We start from the raw sequence: 19949 nt of genomic DNA, 5'->3' as shown, positions 1-19949 counted from the left end.
AACGAAAGGAAAACGCCATGACCGAAAAAGCCCGCGTCTCGATCCTCTACTGCACCCAGTGCAACTGGCTGCTGCGCGCCGCCTGGATGGCGCAGGAGCTGCTGAGCACCTTTTCCGACAGTCTCGGCGAGGTGGCGCTGATCCCGGGCACCGGCGGCAATTTCGAAATCCGCGTCAATGGGGATCTCATCTGGGAGCGTAAGCGCGACGGCGGCTTTCCCGGGCCGAAAGAGCTGAAGCAACGCGTCCGCGACATCATCGAGCCCGGCCGCGATCTCGGCCATGTCGACCGCGTCTCGCACGAAAGCTGACCAAGCACGCTCAGCGATAGGGCGAGCGGCAGACCCTGTAGACGCCTTCATAGGTGAGGAAGTGATCCGTCCTCGGATTGTAGGAACGGTATTCATTGGTGCACCAGGCGATGTGCTTGTTCAGATCACGTGGCGGCTGCACCTGGCGTACCGGCGGCGGGTCATAGGTCAGCTGCGGCCGTCCCGCCGCGCCCGGCAGGTAATAGGTCGGCCCCGCGCCGCGCGGACGGTAATTCGGCTGGACATAAGCCGGGCGATGCCATTGCTGCGGCCCAAAACCGAAGCAGCCGCGAAAATCGCAGAGCGTCGATCCCGTGTTGACCGGCCCGAGACCCGGCTTCGGCGAATCAGCGCCGGCCATGAGAGGCGCGAAAACGGCAAAAAGGCCGGCGAGCAGAAGCGTGCGAGCAGCAGGCATGAGGCATTCCTTTCGAGACTCCCTCTATATAGGTCGCCCGGACCGAAGCGCTATGGCTCCCCTCCGGCCGCTCCCTCGCATGTGATCGGTTGTTTTTTGCAGACTGTCAGGAAAACTTCAAAAACCCAGTTGACAGTCACGAGCCACCCCCTTACATCGCTCTCCGTCGCCCAGATGGCGGAATTGGTAGACGCGCAGGTTTCAGGTACCTGTGCCGCGAGGCGTGGAGGTTCGAGTCCTCTTCTGGGCACCATTTCCTTTTGATCGCTGCCAAGATCAAACATTCAGATCTTTCCAAAATTGCGCACTTGGCCCTGTTGACAGAGGCCATCGACCTGCTTGTCTGGATACCGGTTCCAAGAATCGGCGCAGGTTGAAGGCCTGTCACGCCGCCATGTGGGATGTCGTCTTGCCGCTACCCGATACGACTGACAAAGCGGTAATGCCGGCTTCCCTGGCGGCGCGAAGAAGCAATTCCCTCAATTCCTCCATCCCGGCCTCTCCCGCGAGGGCATCATCGCAAGCCTTCACGGCCGCGACATATTCCTCTCCATCGTCGAATGGCCAATCGATTATCAGCACTTCGGCCGCGTCTCGGAGCGTCTTGACGACCCTACGCTGACCGCCAAGAAAGAGGACAAGAGGTGCAAAATTCGGTGATGCGTTCCATTGCATGACACTTTCTCCCCAAAGGTTAGAATATTAGTAATGAAGCAAGAAGCATGCCGGGGAGCGGAAGGCGCGTTCGTTGCCCGATAGAGCAGCGCTCATGAATGATTTGGGCAAAAGATGAATGAGCGGTGCGGACGCGGTTCCATCGTTCAGCGCATGGCCTGCGGAAAACTCCGCCGCGTCTTGCAACATCCCGCAAGCCTCCGGCGGCCAACTCTCAGCCTGCAACTGACCATCATCGCACCGCCGCTTGGTACGATTCTCACCGCACCGGCTGGTAATGGCCGCGGAGCGGAACCTTTTCGCCCATGGTGACGAAGCCGTCGCGGTCGCAGACATACATCAGCGTCGGCATGCCGCCGGAGCGGAAGATTTCGTCATAGCGGCGGCGGATCTGGACGGTCTCGGTGCGGCAATTATAGGATTCCTCTTCCTTCTTGTCCGGCTGCGCCTTGACGCCGGGAAGGCCCTTGTAGGGATAGAGGGGTTGAACAGTAGAATCCACGGATTTCGTCCAGTCGACAGCGAAGGCTGACGCCGGGGCGAGGCCGGACAGGACGCCGAGTGATATCAGAAGCATCATCAACAGCCGCATGGGAATTCTCCTGCCGGCGACAAACCGCTTCTTCCGCATGTAGGAAAATCGACGGCCCGCATCAAGCCGCTGCGGCGGGCGATTTCCTGAAATAGCCTCTGATGATGGGGTGACCGAAGAGACCGGCGAGGATGGCAAAGGCAGCGCCCAGGAAGAACCCGGCGAGGAAGCCGCCGATGATGCCGGCGACCATCAGGATCTTCTTTCCCGGGCCATCGGCCTTGACCGGTGGGTCGGCCGGAGAAATGACGCGGATGTTGCTCTGGCTGAGGTTCTGCTCCTCGCTCGTCTGGCTCGAGCGCTTGAGCACCGTTTCGTAGATATCGCGCGCGGCCGTTGCCTTGCGCTGCAATTCGTTCAGCTCCACCTGCTTGTCCGAGGTCGTCGCCTGCAGCGCCTTCTGAACGGCGAGCTCCTTGGCGACGCTGTCCTCGGCGGCCTTGGCCTGCTCGTATTCGCCCTTTGCCGAGGTGGCGAGGCGCTGCAATTCGCCCCTGATTTCGCCTGCTATGCTCTGCAGCGAGGAGCGCGCCGCCTGCAGGCGCGGATGACGCGTGCCCATCTGGCTTTCAAGGCTGCCGACGGCGGCGGCCTGGGCGGCATATTGCTGACGCAAGCTGACGAGCGGCGAGGTGACGCCGCCTTCCGCCTGGTTTCCGGCAACAATGTCTTCGACGCGCAGATGGGCGACGGCATCGGCGCGGGCCTTCGCCTGGATGGTCTTTTCCTGCGCCGTTACCAAGAGCGTGTTCAGCGAGACGAGGCGCTGGTCGGAGATCAGGTTGCCTTCGGTCGCGGCCATGTCGTTGTCGGCCCGGAAAGTTTCGACCGCCTGCTCGGCCTCCAGCACCTTCTGGCGCAGATCGGCAAGGCGTCCGTCCAGCGTCGAGGAGGTGTTTTCGTAGAGGCCGTTCGAGGCGCTGTTTTCCTCCTCGGTAAAGGAGGTGACCACCTGGTTGGCAAGCTTCGCGGATTTCTCGGGGTCGTTCGTCGTCGCGGCGAGCGAAACGACATAGGTGCCGGTCTGGCGGGTGATGACAAGCGCCTTCTGCAGGGCGCCGATCACGGCCGCGCCATCCGTCCTGCCGCCGTTGAATTCCGGATCCTGGTCGAGCTTCATCGCCTCGACGACGCGGCGCAGCACATTGCCCGAGGTCAGGATCTGCACCTGGCTGTCGATCAGCGCCGAGATCATCTCCGGCGACGGGCCCGAAGATTGCGCGCCAGCCTCGGCCAGCCCGATCTGACGCGGATCGAAATAAAGGCTGCTGACGGCAGTGAATTTCTGGCCGATCAGCGGCGCCACCACGCCGCCCCCGACGGCTCCAAAAAGGGCCAGCACAAACACCACCAGCCGGCGGCTCCAGATCGCCGCGATGCTGGAGCGGAGGTCGAGAAGCGCGGCGGCGGGCGCGGATGTGTTCTGCAGCGGCACATTGGCCACAGCCGGTTCTGGGGCCGCAGGCGGTTCTAGGGCCGCAGGCCGTACGGCGGCAGCGGCGGACGGCGGCTCGGATCGACGGATGTCTGCAACCCGTGCCGACGGTGGCACGAAAGGCGGTGGGGCTGGCTTGGGCTCGGGACGGGCGAAATCATCCGGACGAATAACCGGACTGCGCGGGCGCACGCCTTCCGACGCAGTCGGAGACGGCTCGTAACTGCGCCAGCCGGGCAGCCGGCTTACCCTGTTCCTGTCATAGTGACTCATACGCGCACTCGTGTCCCGCCCAGCGTGAAAGACTGAAGCCGAGGTGCTGCGACTTTAGAAATTCTTAGCTAACGGACCGTTAAGATAGGCGCAGCGACGTCGATGTTGCGATTTGCCGTGATTGCGAGGATAGCTATGAGGACGACACGACATCTGGCGGCGCTGCTGCTTGCGGCCGCCCTTATGCCGTCGCCGGCCTTTGCGGCCGGCGCGCCGTGTTATCGCGGCGTCAATCTTTCCGGCGGCGAATATGGCGAGCGCGGCGCCATCTACGGTACGAACTACATCTATCCGAGCGAGCAGACGATCCGCTATTTCGCCGAAAAGGGCATGACGATCATTCGGCTGCCCTTCCGCTGGGAGCGGCTGCAGCCGGCGCTCGGCGGGCGGCTGGACGAGGACGAACTCAAGCGGATCAAGGATACGGTCGGCCTGATCCGAAAGCGGGCCATGGCCGTTCTGCTCGACCCACATAATTTCGGCTATTACGATAAGGCGCAGATCGGCACCGCGCCGGCGACGGACGCTGCTTTCGCCGACTTCTGGGCAAGGCTCGCGGTCGAATTCGCCAATCAGGACGGCATTCTCTTCGGCCTGATGAACGAGCCGCACGACATCAAGGCCACCGACTGGCTCGATGCCGCCAACGCGGCGATCCGCGCCATCCGCGCCGTCGGCGCTCGCAACCTTATCCTGGTGCCGGGCACCGCCTGGAGCGGCGCTCACAGCTGGGAAGAGGATGTGATCGGCGGTGCCAACGGTACTGTCATGCTCGGCGTGCGCGACCCGCTCGATTTCTACGCTTATGAGGTCCATCAATATCTCGACGTCGATTCGTCGGGAACCCATGCCACCTGCGAAGGCGCCGCCACCGCGGTCGAGGCCATCACCGGGGTCACCGCCTGGCTGAAGCGGAACCATAAACGCGGTTTTCTTGGCGAATTCGGCGGTTCCGCCGACAAGGACTGCATGAGCGGCCTGACCAAGATCTACGCGACCATGTCCGGCAATAGCGATGTCTGGCTCGGCTGGTCCTATTGGGCGGCGGGCGAATGGTGGCCGGCGGACGAACCTTTCAACGTTCAGCCGGGCAAGGGCCCTGAGCGACCGCAGATGCGGCTTCTCGCCGCGTCGGCGAAAGCGGACGCCGGCGCCTGCACCGCCGTCAAGCCTGCGGGGAATTGAACGTGGCGACAGTCGATCAGAAGGCAGCGACTTTCACGGTGTCGGGCAACCGCCTCGACGCGGCCGGGGGGGCGTCTCGCGTCGATCATGCGGTGCTCTGGCTTGGCCTGCTTTCGATGCTCTATAACGGCATTCTTGCCTTCATCAACCACAACATCATGCCGCTTTCGATGACGCATGTCGCCGCCAGCGAAGGCCTGATTCTGGCAAGCGCGATCATCTACATCCTTCATAAGGGGATCTACGAGACGGATCTGCCGGGCTTCCTGTTCCTGCTGTTCACGCTTGTCGTGACCATCTATGTCAGCGTGCTCAACCGCATGCCGTTCGTCGATCATTTCCGCAACGTGCTGATCATCTTCTGCTTTACCGGCCTCGGCGGCTGGAGCAACGAGAGAACGATGAAGCTGGCCTTCCGCTGGGCAAGCCTTGCGGTGCTGATCTTCCTGATCTTCGAGATCATCAGCGTGCCCTTCTATGTCAGCATCGTGCATCCGTCCGATTATTTCGCCAATACGCGCGGGCTGCTGCCGCTGAGCTACAACACGACAGGCCTGTTCCAGAACGCTCTCGGCTTTCCCGAGCGCTTTTCCTTCGGCATTATCGACCATCGCTCGTCGTCGATTTTTCTCGAACAAGTGTCGCTTGCCAATTTTTGCGGCGTGATCGCGATCTACCTGATTTCCATGTGGGAAAGACTGGGGCGCTGGGACCGGCTGCTCTTCATCAGCACGGCGGTGCTGATCCTGGTGACGAACGATACGCGCACAATGCTGATCTTCTGTTTTGCCTGTATCGTCGGCTATTTCGTCTTTCCGAAGATCCCGAGGAATTTCAATCTGGCGCTAATGCCGCTGATCGTCGCCGCGGGGTTCGTCGTCTATACCCTCAAACCCAATGCGACGGGCGACAATTTCACCGGCCGCATCAACCTGACGATGAAGAAGATCATGGAGCTCGATCCTCTCGCCGTACTCGGGCTTTCGGTCGACAGGGTCGCCGAGTTCGCCGACAGCGGCTACGTGTACCTGATCTACGCGGCGACGATCTTCGGCGTCATCGCGCTCTGGCTGTTCGTCTGCCTCTTCCCCGCCGGCCGTACGGCGGCGCAGCGGCGATGCGCCCATTCACTTTCTCTTTTCATTTTTCTGAATATGATGATCGGGGGGACCGCCGTTTTCTCGATGAAGATTGCCGGCCTCTTGTGGTTCGTCGTCGGGTATATGCGCTTCCACGACAGCCCGCGCATCCGGCAGGGTCGTGCGGCAGATGTACTGAGTTGACCGTAGCGGCACGGTGGAAACCGGCGTCCGCGAGCCCGAGGAGCAAGACGCTTCGATGCTTGTCCAGCTTCAATATCTGCGCGCTGTTGCGGCGCTGATGGTCGTTTATTTCCATGCGATATTGCAGCTTGCCAAGGTCAATCCCGCCGTCGACGCCACGGCTTTTCTTTATGGCGAAACGGGCGTCGACATCTTTTTCGTGCTGAGCGGTTTCGTCATGTGGCTGACGACGAGCGGGCGCGCGATCAGCCCCAGCGATTTCGCCCGCCGCCGCATCAGGAGGATCGTCCCGCTCTATTGGCTGGCAACCTTGTTTTCGGCGGCCGTGGCGCTGGTGGCGCCTTCACTGCTGAAATCCACGGTGTTCGGCCTTCCGCATCTCATCGCCTCGCTGATGTTCCTGCCATGGGCCAATGCCGCCGATCCAAGCACGATCAGCCCTGTCGTCGTGCCGGGCTGGACGCTGAATTACGAAATGTTCTTCTATTTTGTGTTTGCCTTGCTGCTGCCGCTGTCGGAAGCCCGCCGGATTCCAGCGATGTTCGCCGTCTTTGCCGTGATCCTGATTGCCTGCCGGCTGCTGCCGGAAACGACGGCCACCCGGTTCTACGGTCAGCCCATCATGCTGGAGTTCCTCGCCGGCGTCGTGCTCGGCTGGCTTTACGGGCAGAAGGTCCTTCTGCCGAACCGCTGGGCATGGGCGGCACTGGCCACGGGTTTTGTGTTCCTCTTCGTCAACGAAGCGCTGATGCCGCCGGAGAGCCGGTTCTACGCCTGGGGAATCCCGGCGATCTTCATCATCTACGGGGCAGTTTCCATCGACTTTTCCCGGTTGCCGGTTCTGGCATGGCTGAACTATCTCGGCGACTGCTCCTACAGCATCTACATCACCCACGCCTTCACACTCGCTTTCCTGAGGGTGGCTTCGGACCGCCTGCCGATCGGCATCCTGCAGCAGCCGCTGCTCTTCGTGGTCCTGGCGCTGGTGCTTTCGTCGATCGGCGGAGCAATCGTCCACGAAATCACCACGCCGCGCCGGAAAGTGGCGGCCGTGAGCCGTCCGCCGGCCTAACCCATCGGATTCACTTCCTGTCCTTCACATCCTTGGTTTCCCGCCTCTCGATGTCGCAAATTGCTCATCAGCTTTCAGCGACATGCTTTAGTTTCATTCACTGAAGGCGAGAATACACATCCGCGCGGCGCTGGCGGCACAGCGTTTTGAGCAACTTCTCCTAAGCTGATGTCGCGATGAGAGAACTTGCAGGAACGTGATGGTTTATCTTGCAATTTGTCGCATAAATGAAAGTGCGCCGGCCTATTCGCGGCACGGGCTTTGATCTATGCACGGGCTGCGGCCTCCAAGAGGGAAGAGGGAGAGACATGAAAAGCTATGTATTGACGGTATCCTGCAAGTCGACTCGCGGCATCGTTGCGGCGATTTCGAGCTATCTGGCCGACAAGGGCTGCAACATCATCGACAGCTCGCAGTTTGACGATCTCGATACCGGCAGGTTCTTCATGCGCGTCAGCTTCATTTCCGAGGAAGGACTTTCCGGTTCCGCAATCAGCGCCGATTTTGCCGCCGTCGCCGCGCCCTTCGCCATGGAATACGACTTCCACGACAGCGAGAGCCGCATGAAGGTGCTGTTGATGGTGTCGCGCTTCGGCCATTGCCTCAACGACCTGCTCTACCGCTGGAAGATCGGCGCCCTGCCGATCGACATTGTCGGCGTCGTCTCCAACCATTTCGACTACCAGAAGGTTGTGGTCAATCACGACATCCCCTTCCACCACATCAAGGTGACCAAGGAGAACAAGCCGCAGGCCGAAGCCCAGCTCGTCGACCTCGTCGAGCAGACCGGCACCGAGCTGATCGTGCTTGCCCGCTACATGCAGGTTCTCTCCGACCAGCTCTGTAAGCAGATGTCGGGCAAGATCATCAACATCCACCACTCCTTCCTGCCGAGCTTCAAGGGCGCCAACCCCTACAAGCAGGCCTACAGCCGCGGCGTCAAGCTGATCGGCGCAACCGCCCATTACGTCACTGCCGACCTCGACGAAGGCCCGATCATCGAGCAGGACACCGCCCGCATCACCCATGCGCAGTCGCCCGACGACTATGTCTCGATCGGCCGCGACGTCGAAAGCCAGGTGCTGGCGCGCGCCATTCACGCCCATATCCATCACCGCACCTTCATCAACGGCAACCGCACCGTCGTCTTCCCGGCCAGCCCCGGAAGCTACGCCTCCGAACGCATGGGGTGAGTCGGCCGAGGCCGCGCATCCCTTTTGCTGGCGGACAACAATCTCCCGTTGCCTGCCAGCTGCAAGTATTTGATTATCGCGCTTAAGGGGTAATCGAATCATACTGCGGGAGGGGTGTCATGACCGACGAGGCGCTTGTTGATCGCATGACGCTGCCGCGTCCCGACGTTACCGTTGCCGACGCGGAAGAAATCCTTCTTGCCCATTATAGCCTATCCGGCATTCTCTCCGAACTCGGCAGCCAGCAGGATCGGAACTACCGCCTCGACAGTGATCGCGGTCGATACGTCCTGAAGATCTGCCACGCCGCCTACGAGGCCCGCGAGCTCGAGGCGCAGAATGCCGCGCTCCATCATCTCAAGAGCCGGCAGGACGCGCCACGTGTTCCGAAGGTGATCGCCACGAATGACGGGCGGGAAATTGTCGTCCTTACGGTGCGCGGGCGGGACTATCAGGTCCGGCTGCTGGAATATCTGGAAGGCCAGGGACTGACGGAGATGAGATATGTGGCGCCGGCGTCCGTCGCGGCGCTTGGCGCGCTCTGCGCGAGACTGGCGCAGGCGCTTGCCGATTTCGACCATCCCGGCCTCGACCGTAGCCTGCAGTGGGATTTGCGACGCGCCGGCCCTGTCGCCGTACAGCTGCTATCCGCGATCACCGACAGCGCTGCCCGCGACCGGATCGCGAAAACCATGGTGATGGCCGTTCGCCGCATCCAGCCCTTGGCGCCGTCGCTTCGGCTTCAGGCCGTCCATCACGACGTCACCGGCGACAATGTCGTCGGCCATCGCGACGCCCGTGGCCACACGATCCCTGATGGCGTGATCGATTTCGGCGACATCATCCGCGGCTGGCTGGTCGGCGATCTTGCCGTCACCTGCGCTTCGCTGCTGCATCAGGCGAATGGCGATCCCTTTCATATCCTGCCCGCCGTCACCGCCTATCAGGCGATCTATCCGCTGACCGACGAAGAACTGAAAGCACTGTGGCCGTTGATCGTCGCACGCGCGGTCATCCTCGTCGCCAGCAGCGAACAGCAGATGTCGATCGATCCCGATAACGATTATGTCCGCAGCAATCTCGACCGCGAGCGGGCGATCTTCGATACGGCAATGTCGGTTCCTTTCGAACTCATGGAAGCTGCGATCCTCAAGGCCGCTGGCGCTGATGTCGCCGCCCCGTCGGCATCAGAATGGCTGCCCTTGCTGCCCGATATCGACCCCACCACGATCGCCTATGTCGACCTTGGCGTAGGAAGTGCGCATTTTTCCGCAGGCAACTGGCTGGACGCCGACATGGACTGGCGGCTGCTTGCCCGGGCTGCAACCGAAAACGGCACGGCGGCGACGCGCTATGGTGAATATCGGCTTTCCCGCGCTGCCCTCGGAAACACGAGGGCACAGGCGACCTTCGCCCTGCATGTCGACATCTGCCTTGCTGCAGGAAGCGCGGTCGCGGCGCCCTTTGCCGGCCGCATCGGCTGGAAGGACCAGCATCTGACACTGACGGACGACAGCATGACCTTGCACCTCGATGGGCTCGACCCTTTGATCGAGGGTGGGGTCGAGGATGGCGCCGTGCTTGCCGCCGGCGATCCGCTCGGTTCAGTTTTCGGAGAGACTTCGTCGCTCGGTGGCCTGCGCCTCCAGCTCTGCAGAGTCGTGGGCCTCGAGCCGCCGCTCTTTGCCACGCCGCGCGAGGCAGCCGCCTGGTCGGTGCTGTGCCCTTCGCCTTCATCCCTTCTCAGCCCGGGAGCGGATGCGCCGCAACCGGAGACCGCCGAACTGCTCGTCAGGCGGCAGGCTCATCTCGCCGGCGCCCAGAAGAACTATTATGCCGCGCCGCCGCAGATCGAGCGCGGCTGGAGGGAACATCTGTTCGATGTCGAGGGCCGCGCCTATCTCGACATGGTCAACAATGTCACGATTGTCGGCCACGGCCATCCCAGACTGGCGGCGGCAATCAACGCCCAATGGCTGCGGCTCAATACGAATTCACGCTTCCACTATGCGGCGATTGCGGAGTTTTCCGAGCGTCTCGCGGCGCTCGCGCCTGATGGCCTCGACGCGGTCTTCCTCGTCAACAGCGGCTCCGAGGCGAACGATCTGGCGATTCAACTGGCACAGGCCCATAGCGGCGCCCGCAACATGCTCTGCCTGCTCGAAGCCTATCATGGCTGGTCGGCGGCGAGCGACGCCGTCTCCACTTCAATCGCCGACAATCCGCTGGCGCTGACCACCCGACCGGATTGGGTGCATGCGGCCGTTTCGCCGAATACCTATCGCGGCGCGTTTCGCGGACCCGACACGGCGGCGAGCTACCTGGCCGCCGTCAAGCCGATACTCGAGACGATCGACGCCGGCGGCGAAGGCCTTGCGGGCTTCATCTGCGAATCGGTCTACGGCAATGCGGGCGGCATTCCGTTGCCGGAAGGATACCTGAAGGAGATCTACGCCGAGGTGCGCGCCCGCGGCGGGCTCTGCATCGCCGACGAGGTGCAGGTCGGTTACGGCAGGCTCGGCCATTATTGCTGGGGCTTCGAACAGCAAGGGGTCGTGCCCGATATCATCACTATCGCCAAGGGCATGGGCAATGGCCATCCGCTCGGCGCCGTCATCACCAGACGGGAGATTGCGCAGTCGCTGGAGAAGCAAGGGCCTTTCTTCTCCTCCACCGGCGGCAGCCCGGTCAGCTGCGTCGCCGGCATGACGGTGCTCGATATCATTGCTGAGGAGAAGCTGCAGGAAAATGTCCGCACGGTCGGCGATCATCTGAAAGCGCGGCTTGCCGCGCTGATCGATCGGCACGCGATCGCCGGCGCCGTCCACGGCATGGGTCTCTATCTCGGCCTGGAATTCGTCCGCGACAGAACGACGCTTGAGCCGGCGACGGAAGAGACGGCGGCGATCTGCGACCGGCTTCTCGAGCTCGGTGTCGTCATGCAGCCAACCGGCGATCACCAAAATGTGCTGAAGATCAAGCCCCCGCTCTGCCTCAGTATCCAAAGCGCGGATTTCTTCGCAGACATGCTGGAAAAGGTGCTCCAGGAAGGCTGGTGATCCATGCTTTCGGACGTTAACCAAATCGGTCATTTCGAGGCATCTCGATTTTTAACGATGAGGCCCATTGCCGGAATCAGACAGACTTCCTATTTCTGCTGCGGCGATCGAAAGAGTTTCGATTCTGTCATGCGAATTTTACGAAGAGCTGATATGTTTCCTTCTGTAAGTTCGGGCCAGAATGGAATGAATTTTTTCGGATCGTCGATATTTTGACACGTTTCGGAATATGTTTCCGACAGGCTGTCGAGTAATCTCTACTAAGTTAGTAGATATTGAAGACAGCAATCACCGGCCCCGGGACTCTTCCGGGACCATCGAGCGCAACGCCAACGAAAGGAACGAGACATGATAGACATCGAAATTCTCGCCACTCTCCTTGGGCGATCTGTGCTTGGCAATGACCGTCCGGGCGCCCTCTCCCGCCCGAACTGTCGAATGTGACGTTCGTCCTCCTTTCAACGGTACCAGACAAGTCAATTCGCCATGGCTGCGCATGCCCGCGCGGCAGGAGTTCTATCTATGAAGAAGCAAGTTATCGAATATGCAGGCGTTCCCGTCGGCATCGTTATCCCCGACGAAGATCGGCTGAAGTTCATCGCCGTGAAATTCCATGTCCACGACCTCGATGAGCAGCGGTTCGGTTCGCCCGACGAGGTGCGGCTGGCCATCCACGACCTGATGACCCGCCGTCATCCGAAGCCGCTTCATGCCTGACGGCATGCGGCCGCTACCGACTTTCGCGGCTTTTCCGATGTGACCGGTCCTGCCAGAAGGGCCGGTCTTGTTTTTTGAGGGCAATTGCAGTCCTATCGGCCGGATCAGCGCCACCAGGATCAGCCCTTGCCCGATCTTCTCAATCTGCTCACCGACATCGAAGGCGTTTCCGTCGGCCATGCGACCGACCTCGTGCTGGGATCCGGAGTCACGGTCATTGTCTTCGACGAGCCGGCGGTTGCCTCCGGCGCGGTGCTCGGCGGCGCGCCGGGCGGACGTGACACCGGCCTGCTCGACCCGTCGATGACCGTCAGTGCCGTCGATGCCTTCGTGCTCTCGGGCGGCTCGGCCTTCGGGCTCGACGCGGCCGGCGGCGTGCAGGCCGGCTTGCGCGAAGCCGGCCGCGGCTTTGCAGTCGGGCCAGTGAGGATTCCGATCGTACCGCAAGCGATCCTGATGGACCTGCTGAACGGGGGCGACAAGGATTGGGGCCTTCACTCTCCCTATCGTGAGATGGGTTATGCGGCATTGAAGGCCGCGACCAAGGGTGAATTTGCGCTCGGCACCGCCGGCGCCGGCACAGGGGCGACGACGGCCACTTTCAAGGGCGGGCTCGGCTCGGCCAGTGCCGTCAGCAGCGCCGGTCACCGCATCGGTGCGATCGTCGCCGTCAATGCGCTCGGTTCGGCAACGATCGCCGACGGGCCGCATTTCTGGGCGGCACCCTTCGAGAAAGACGGCGAGTTCGGCGGGCTCGGCATGCCTGCGACGACCGATCACCGGATGCGGCTCAAGGGAATGAGCACGCCGGCAACGACGATCGGCGCTGTCGTTACCGACGCGCAGCTGACGAAGGCGGAAGCGCATCGGCTTTCACTTGCCGGTCATGACGGCCTTGCCCGGGCGCTGCTGCCGGCACATCTGCCGCTCGACGGCGATACCGTCTTTGCCGCTTCGACCGCCAGACATTCCAGAAACGACATGGCAAGCCTGGTGGAACTTTGCCACCTCGCCACGATCGTGATGGCGCGGGCAATCGCGCGCGGCGTCTATATGGCAAGCGCCCTTCCGGCCGAAGGCGGACAAATAGCATGGCGAGACCGCTATGCTGAACGCCATTGATTGAATAGGGTCGCAACCTGATAGAATGGCGGAGACACGTGAATGCAGATCCTGGCGCTGATGTATTTTCGACGAGCTGGTGAGAACCGAATCATGTGCCGGGGGATATGATGAACAAGGTTTCGTTTGCGTCTTCGGGGCGCTTCATCAAGCGGCTTTCCCTCGGTGCTGCGTTGTCGGCCGGTCTCGTAGTGACGGCAATGACACCGGCTGAAGCGGCCAAGACCGCCCTCAATCTCGGCATGAGCGTCGAACCAACCGGCCTCGACCCGACGATCGCCGCACCGGTCGCGATCGGCCAGGTCACCTGGCAGAATGTGTTCGAGGGGCTGGTGACGATTGATCAGACCGGCAAGGTCCAGCCGCAGCTGGCGAAAAGCTGGGAAATCTCGGCCGATGGCCTGATCTATACCTTCAAGCTGCGGACCGGCGTCAAATTTCATGACGGCGAAGCATTCGATGCCGCTGCCGCCAAGTTTTCGCTGGACCGCGCCCGCGGGGCGGATTCGGTAAACCCGCAGAAGCGCTTCTTCGCCTCGATCGCCTCGATAGAGACGCCAGACGCCGAAACGCTGGTGCTGCATCTCTCGGCGCCGACCGGCAGCCTGATCTATTGGCTCGGCTGGCCGGCATCCGTCATGGTCGCCCCGAAGACGGCCGACAACGACAAAGTGACGCCGATCGGCACCGGTCCCTTCAAATTCGCCAGCTGGACGAAGGGCGACAGGGTCGAACTCGTCAGGAATGGCGACTACTGGAACGAGGATGCGTTTGCCAAGCTCGAGAAGGTGACCTTCCGCTTCATCGCCGATCCGCAGGCGCAGGCGGCCGCGCTGAAATCCGGCGATCTCGACGCCTTTCCGGAATTTGCCGCGCCCGAGCTGATGAGTTCCTTCGAAGGCGACACCAGACTCATCACCAAGGTCGGCAATACCGAACTCAAGGTCGTCGCCGGCATGAACAATGCGAAGAAGCCCTTCGACGACAAGCGCGTCCGCCAGGCGCTGATGATGGCGATCGACCGCCAGACGGTGATCGACGGGGCGTGGTCCGGCCTCGGCACGCCGATCGGCAGCCACTACACGCCGAACGATCCGGGCTACAAGGACATGACCGGCGTGCTGCCCTATGATGTCGAAAAAGCAAAGGCGCTGCTTACTGAAGCCGGCTACCCCAATGGCTTCACCTTCACGATCAAATCGCCGCAGATGGCCTATGCGCCGCGCAGCGCCCAGGTAATGCAGGCGATGTTTGCCGAGATCGGCGTGACAATGAACATCGAGCCGACGGAATTCCCGGCAAAATGGGTTCAGGACGTGATGAAGGATCGCAATTTCGACATGACGATCGTCGCCCATGCCGAACCGCTCGACATCGACATCTATGCGCGCGATCCCTATTATTTCAATTATAAGAACCCGGCCTTCGACGCGCTGATGAAGAAGGTCCAGGAGACGGCCGATCCTGCGGCGCAGAATGCGATCTATGGGGAGGCGCAGAAGATTCTCGCCGAAGACGTGCCGGCGCTCTACCTTTTCGTCATGCCGAAACTCGGTGTCTGGGACAGGAAGTTGAAGGGGCTATGGGAGAACGAGCCGATTCCCTCCAATGTGCTTTCCGGTGTTTCCTGGGACGAGTGAGCGGTAAGCTCGGTAGGGGTGCGATGAGGTGATGGCCTTGGGGAGATCCGATATACATTTGGCCGATATGGCACGCAGCCCTCTCCCTCCCTCACCAGGCCAGTTCAGTCCGGGCCGGCATTGTTTGGTTTTGTTGACGTATGGTATTCCTGGCATGGGCATCTGCGCGCTGATTGCCTCCTCCCGCCAGCCTCACGCTCCGTCATGCTCGGGCTTGACCCGAGCATCCACACCACATCCATCAACAGCAGTGGCATGGATCCCAGGCTCAAGGTCTGGGACGGAAAGTGAGGTTGGCGTTCTCGCCAAACTTGCCGCCGGCGCGTCGGGTGCTCCGCGTGAGGGCAAAAGGGGCGTGCCGCGTCCCACCGCAGTCGTTCTCGACCCCATATGATCACCCTCCTCGCCCGCCGCTTCACCGGCCTCATCCTCACACTTCTCATCGTCTCGCTGCTGATCTTCGCCCTCATGGATCTTCTGCCCGGCGACCCCGCCTCGATCATGCTCGGCACCTCGGCAAGCCCGGAGACGCTGGCGGCGTTGCGCCACGAGCTCGGCCTCGACCAGCCGCTCATCCTGCGTTACGGCCAATGGCTCGCCGGCGTGCTATCGGGCAATCTCGGCCAATCCTACACCTATGGCGTCCCGGTCGCCGGATTGATCGTCGAGCGGCTGGCGGTGACGCTGCCGCTGGCGCTGATGGCAATCGTGCTGTCGGTGGCGATTGCCCTGCCGCTCGGCGCACTGGCCGCTTCGCGCCGCGGCGGCGTCTTCGCCATCATCGCAACGCTCTTTTCGCAGGTCAGCATCGCCGTGCCCGCCTTCTGGGTGGCGCTGCTCATGATCATCCTGTTCTCGACGCTGCTCGGACTGATGCCGGCGGGCGGCTTTCCTGGCTGGCACGAGGGGTTTCTGCCGGCATTGCAGGCGCTCGTCATGCCGACCGTCGCGCTGGCGATGCCGCAGGCGGGGGTGTTGACGCGCGTCGCACGTTCGGCGGTGATCGAGGCGATGCATGAGGATTTTGCCCGCACCGCGGTGGCCAAGGGGCTGTCGAGCAGTGCGGTGCTGTGGCGGCATATCGTGCCGAATGCGCTGATCCCGATTCTGACGATGATCGGGTTGCAATTCACCTTTCTGGTCGCCGGCGCGGTGCTGGTGGAAAACGTCTTCAACCTGCCGGGGCTCGGGCGGCTTGCGCTTCAGGCACTCTCCCAGCGCGACGTCATCGTCATGCAGGATGTCGTGCTGTTCTTCGCAGGCTTGGTCATCGTGGTGAACTTCGTCGTCGATCTCTCCTATCTGGCGATCGACCCCAGGATGAGAAAGGCGGCCTGAAACATGGCCCAGATCGTATCCCCCGCCATTGCGTGCCGCCGAAGAACTGCCAGCCTTAGCCGGCGAATGAACCTCATCGCGGGCACTGTCATCATTGGCTTGCTGGTCGCCGTTGCGCTGCTGTCGCTCGTCTGGACGCCGCTGCCGCCGGCGAAGATGCAGATCATCCATAAACTGCAGCCGCCGCTTGCCTTCGGCTTGCTCGGCACGGATCAGTTCGGCCGCGACGTGGCATCGATGCTGATGGCCGGATGCTGGAACTCCCTGTCGATCGCCATCACTGCGGTTGCGATCGGCGGGACGCTCGGCTCGATATCAGGCATTTCCGCAGCGGCGATCCGCGGTCCAGCCGAAGCGCTGCTGATGCGCATCTGCGACGTCATCTTCGCCTTGCCGCCGATCCTGTCGGCCATGGTGCTCGGCGCTTTTCTCGGCCCGGGGCGGTTCACCGCAATCACCGCGATCGCCGTCTTCATGATTCCGGTCTTTGCACGGGTGACGCTGGCAACCTCGCTGCAGGCCTGGAGCCGCGATTATGTGACGGCGGCACGCGCGATCGGCAATACGCGCCTGACCATTTCGCTGCGCCATGTGCTGCCGAACATCATCAGCCAGATCATCGTGCATGGGACAATCCAACTCGGGCTGGCGATCCTGACCGAGGCCGGCCTCAGCTTTCTCGGGCTCGGCATGGCGCCGCCGGCGCCGACATGGGGCCGAATGCTTGCGGATGCGCAAACCTATCTGGCATTGGCCCCCTGGCTGGCAGTCCTGCCCGGCCTTGCCATCGCGCTCACCGTGCTCGGCTTCAACATGCTCGGCGACGGCTTGCGCGATCTTCTCGATCCACGCGAGGCGAGCCGCTGATGGCCGAAACCGACCTTACCATCCGTGAACTCAGGCGACGCTTCGCCGATAAGAGCCTCTCGCCGCTCGAATACTGGCTCTCCCTCGAAGACCATATCGCCGCCTGGGAGCCGTCGATCTCAGCACTCTACCTCTACGACCCGGAGGCGGCGCGCGTGCAGGCGAAAGCTTCGACGGAGCGCTGGGCGAAGGGACGAACGCTCGGCACGCTCGACGGCATCCCGGCAACGCTGAAGGAACTGATCGCGACGGAGGGGCAGCCGGTGCCGCTCGGCACCAGGGCGGTGGAACTGAAGCCGGCGGAGGCTGACGCGCCGGCTGCCGCGCGGCTGCGCGAGGACGGCGCGGTGATTTTTGCCAAGACCACCTGCCCGGATTACGGCATGCTTTCCTCCGGCCTGTCGAGCTTTCATCCCCTCAGCCGCAATCCCTGGAACATTGCGCAGAATCCCGGCGGATCGAGCGCCGGCGCCGCGGCCGCGGCCGCGGCCGGTTACGGGCCGCTGCACATCGGCACGGATATCGGCGGTTCGGTGCGGCTTCCTGCCGGCTGGACCGGCATCTTCGGCTTCAAGCCGAGCCACGGGCGCATTCCGGCCGATCCCTATTATGTCGGGCGCTGTCTCGGCCCGATGACGCGCACTGTCGAGGACGCCGCTTTTTCCATGGCGACATTGTCACGGCCCGACTGGCGCGACGGGACCAGCCTGCCGCCCAACGATTTCGACTGGATGGATTTCGTTGTCGACATGTCAGGCATGAAAATCGGCCTGATGCTCGATGCCGGCTGCGGGTTTGCTGTCGATGATGAGATCAGGGTCGCGGTCGAATCGGCAGCGAAACGTTTCGAGAAAGCCGGCGCGACCATCGTCTCCGTTCAACCGGTGCTAACGCGCGCGATGCTTGACGGGCTCGACACGTTCTGGCGCGCTCGCCTGTGGAGCGATATCGCAGGGCTCAACGAAGAGCGGCGCGATAGCATCCTACCCTATATCAGAGATTGGGCGAAGGCCGGCGCCGGTATTAGCGGCGTCGATGCAGTCAGAGGCTTCAATCAGACGATCGAAATGCGCAGGAGTTGCGGGCGGCTGTTCACCACGGTCGACGCCCTGCTTTCGCCGACCAACCCCATCATCTCCTATCCGGCCGAGTGGGCATCGCCGACCAATGATCCGACGAGACCGTTCGAACATATCGCCTTCACCGTACCGTGGAACATGTCGGAGCAGCCGGCCGCGTCGATCAATTGCGGCTTCTCCCGGTCGGGCATGCCGATCGGGCTGCAGATCGTCGGACCGCGTTTCGACGACATGCGGGTGCTGAGACTGTCGAAAGCTTTCGAGGATTGGACCGGCGGCTTGAGCATCTGGCCGCAGCGGCCGATCACTTAGCCAAACGGGCGGCGATAGCCCGTCGGCCGTTGGTACAGCGAGCCGATGCGCTCGACGGCCGCCTCGAAATTCTCACGCGCCACCGTCATGCTATGGCCGTTGGCGTGGAGAATGGTTTGGGGATCTTCGAATATCGCGACATGGCCTTTCCAGAACACCAGGTCGCCGCGGCGGATTTCGGAGCGGTCGATCGGTTCGCCGAGTCCGGCCGCCTGCATGTCGGTGTCACGCGGCGCCAGTCTGCCCACCATCAGCATCGCCAGCTGGATGAGGCCGGAGCAATCGATGCCAAGGCCGGATCGGCCGCCCCAGAGATAGGGCGTCTCGAGGAAACGGGCGGCGATCGCGACATAATCGGCACCGTCGAGAGCGCCGATCGGCTGCACGTGCCTGGCGAAGATTGCCGTGCCGTCCGGCAGCACGACGTAGCGGTTGCCGCGCACTTCTGCCTCGCCGGTGATGTGAACGCGGCTTCCCATTGACAGAATGGCGTGGTGCGGCTTGCGCAGTTCCGGCTCCGGATAGAGGAAGGTGCGCTGGACGGTGACGATGTGGGTCGGCGCCGGCCCGGTTTGCGAGAGCGCCTCTGCCTTGAGATAACCGACATAGCCGTCGGAGGCAGCTTTTACCCAGCACCAGCCGTCGGCACGATCGAAAACGGTCACCTCCTCGCCGAGGAGCAGTTCCGTATCGATGCCGCGGGCAAGTTCCGGCTCTGGGCGCAGGGCAACGACGGGAACGGCAACACGCGCTGCGGCGCCTTCCACGAAGCGCGATGCCTCCACCTTGCCCTTGAGCCCCGCTTCCGCGAGATCCGGCCGATAGGCATGCAGGCGGCGGTCGAGCATCATCATTTATGTCCCTTTCAGATCGCCCTTTTAGATCGGTAGGCGCCGGCCCTGATCCCGGACGAGATCGCCGAGCTTTTCCAGGTAAAGCGCACCGCCGACGGTACGTTTGATGATCACATTACGACGGTCGGCATCGTCGCGCACGCGATCAACCAGGCCCATCTCACCCATCGTATCCAAGGCGCGAGTAATGACCGGCTTGGTGACGTTGAGCGTGGCGGCAAGCCCGCGCACCGTGTGGGGCGGCGGCACCAGGTAAATATGCAGGAGGATCGCCATCTGGCGCAATGTCAAATCGCGGTCGTCATGACGAACCTGGTCGAGCGCCACGCCATGCCAGAGCCCCAGCGCCTGCGAGGCGGTCAGTTCGATCGGCACGGCCCCTCCGGAAATCGTTACGCTAGCGTTTCATTTTCCGGCAGTTGCCGTGGACATGCAAGTGGTGGCGGGAACTGCCGTCCGGCAGGGTGAATAAAATTTTAACGATCGGCCGCCAGGCGCAGTGCGCAACAGAGTCGTGCAAATGC

18 protein-coding genes and 1 tRNA gene are annotated in these 19949 nt (G+C 62.3%); 13 read left to right on the top strand and 6 right to left on the bottom strand.

Features of this window, described 5'->3' with window-relative positions:
* Window positions 1-17 precede the first annotated feature (17 nt).
* The gene (locus tag NMA58_RS21470) at window positions 18-311 is read left to right on the top strand and encodes a SelT/SelW/SelH family protein (protein WP_011423629.1); all 294 of its coding nucleotides are present in this window, start codon (window positions 18-20) and stop codon (window positions 309-311) included.
* 10 nt (window positions 312-321) lie between these two features.
* On the opposite strand, the gene NMA58_RS21465 is transcribed toward NMA58_RS21470, so the two are convergent.
* Window positions 322-729, bottom strand: coding sequence for a BA14K family protein (locus NMA58_RS21465; protein ID WP_434711853.1), 408 nt, complete (start codon window positions 727-729; stop codon window positions 322-324).
* Between the two features lie 168 nt (window positions 730-897).
* Here NMA58_RS21465 and NMA58_RS21460 point away from each other — a divergent pair.
* A tRNA-Leu gene (locus tag NMA58_RS21460) sits at window positions 898-982 on the top strand.
* Window positions 983-1113: 131 nt separating this feature from the next.
* Here the strand turns inward: NMA58_RS21460 and NMA58_RS21455 are convergent.
* The 3 genes from NMA58_RS21455 to NMA58_RS21445 form a co-directional block, all read right to left on the bottom strand.
* Window positions 1114-1404, bottom strand: a complete 291-nt coding sequence (locus tag NMA58_RS21455; protein WP_434711852.1) for a DUF982 domain-containing protein — start codon at window positions 1402-1404, stop codon at window positions 1114-1116.
* 259 nt (window positions 1405-1663) lie between these two features.
* Window positions 1664-1996, bottom strand: a complete 333-nt coding sequence (locus NMA58_RS21450; RefSeq protein WP_221114642.1) for a hypothetical protein — start codon at window positions 1994-1996, stop codon at window positions 1664-1666.
* 61 nt (window positions 1997-2057) lie between these two features.
* Window positions 2058-3704 (bottom strand): GumC family protein, encoded by a 1647-nt coding sequence (locus NMA58_RS21445; protein ID WP_434711851.1) that lies wholly within the window; start codon window positions 3702-3704, stop codon window positions 2058-2060.
* A 135-nt stretch (window positions 3705-3839) separates the two neighbouring features.
* Between NMA58_RS21445 and NMA58_RS21440 the strand changes: the two genes are divergently transcribed.
* The 11 genes from NMA58_RS21440 to NMA58_RS21390 all read left to right on the top strand — a co-directional run bounded on the left by NMA58_RS21440 (window position 3840) and on the right by NMA58_RS21390 (window position 18571).
* Window positions 3840-4889 (top strand): glycoside hydrolase family 5 protein, encoded by a 1050-nt coding sequence (locus tag NMA58_RS21440; protein ID WP_434711850.1) that lies wholly within the window; start codon window positions 3840-3842, stop codon window positions 4887-4889.
* A gap of 2 nt (window positions 4890-4891) precedes the next feature.
* Entirely contained in the window at window positions 4892-6172 is a 1281-nt protein-coding gene (locus tag NMA58_RS21435) for a hypothetical protein (protein ID WP_434711849.1), read from the top strand.
* A 55-nt stretch (window positions 6173-6227) separates the two neighbouring features.
* Window positions 6228-7244, top strand: a complete 1017-nt coding sequence (locus tag NMA58_RS21430) for an acyltransferase family protein (protein WP_434711848.1) — start codon at window positions 6228-6230, stop codon at window positions 7242-7244.
* A 308-nt stretch (window positions 7245-7552) separates the two neighbouring features.
* Window positions 7553-8437 (top strand): formyltetrahydrofolate deformylase, encoded by an 885-nt coding sequence (gene purU / locus NMA58_RS21425; protein ID WP_434711847.1) that lies wholly within the window; start codon window positions 7553-7555, stop codon window positions 8435-8437.
* A gap of 119 nt (window positions 8438-8556) precedes the next feature.
* The gene (locus NMA58_RS21420; RefSeq protein ID WP_434711846.1) at window positions 8557-11496 is read left to right on the top strand and encodes an aminotransferase; all 2940 of its coding nucleotides are present in this window, start codon (window positions 8557-8559) and stop codon (window positions 11494-11496) included.
* A 522-nt stretch (window positions 11497-12018) separates the two neighbouring features.
* Entirely contained in the window at window positions 12019-12213 is a 195-nt protein-coding gene (locus NMA58_RS21415) for a hypothetical protein (protein ID WP_003544544.1), read from the top strand.
* Window positions 12214-12339: 126 nt separating this feature from the next.
* Window positions 12340-13335 (top strand): P1 family peptidase, encoded by a 996-nt coding sequence (locus NMA58_RS21410; RefSeq protein ID WP_434711845.1) that lies wholly within the window; start codon window positions 12340-12342, stop codon window positions 13333-13335.
* A gap of 110 nt (window positions 13336-13445) precedes the next feature.
* Window positions 13446-14975 carry an ABC transporter substrate-binding protein gene (locus NMA58_RS21405; protein WP_434711844.1) on the top strand — a complete coding sequence of 510 codons (1530 nt, stop codon included), beginning with the start codon at window positions 13446-13448 and terminating at the stop codon, window positions 14973-14975.
* Window positions 14976-15365: 390 nt separating this feature from the next.
* Window positions 15366-16313 carry an ABC transporter permease gene (locus NMA58_RS21400; RefSeq protein WP_434711843.1) on the top strand — a complete coding sequence of 316 codons (948 nt, stop codon included), beginning with the start codon at window positions 15366-15368 and terminating at the stop codon, window positions 16311-16313.
* A 3-nt stretch (window positions 16314-16316) separates the two neighbouring features.
* Complete coding sequence (locus tag NMA58_RS21395; protein WP_434711842.1) at window positions 16317-17180, top strand: ABC transporter permease; 864 nt, start codon at window positions 16317-16319, stop codon at window positions 17178-17180.
* Window positions 17180-18571 (top strand): amidase, encoded by a 1392-nt coding sequence (locus tag NMA58_RS21390; RefSeq protein ID WP_434711841.1) that lies wholly within the window; start codon window positions 17180-17182, stop codon window positions 18569-18571. The genes NMA58_RS21395 and NMA58_RS21390 overlap by 1 nt, the downstream gene beginning before the upstream one ends.
* Here the strand turns inward: NMA58_RS21390 and NMA58_RS21385 are convergent.
* On the bottom strand, window positions 18568-19425 hold the full coding sequence (locus NMA58_RS21385; RefSeq protein ID WP_434711840.1) for an NlpC/P60 family protein: 858 nt from the start codon (window positions 19423-19425) through the stop codon (window positions 18568-18570). The genes NMA58_RS21390 and NMA58_RS21385 overlap by 4 nt on opposite strands.
* A gap of 24 nt (window positions 19426-19449) precedes the next feature.
* A complete protein-coding gene (locus tag NMA58_RS21380) occupies window positions 19450-19800 on the bottom strand; it encodes a MarR family transcriptional regulator (protein WP_011423607.1) in 351 nt (116 codons plus the stop codon).
* Window positions 19801-19949 lie beyond the last annotated feature (149 nt).

The sequence above is a fragment of the Rhizobium sp. YTUHZ045 genome (genome assembly GCF_051124255.1).
Classification (GTDB): Bacteria; Pseudomonadota; Alphaproteobacteria; order Rhizobiales; family Rhizobiaceae; genus Rhizobium.
Note: the sequence above shows the minus strand (reverse complement) of the source record. Positions and strands in the feature narration are given on the sequence as shown.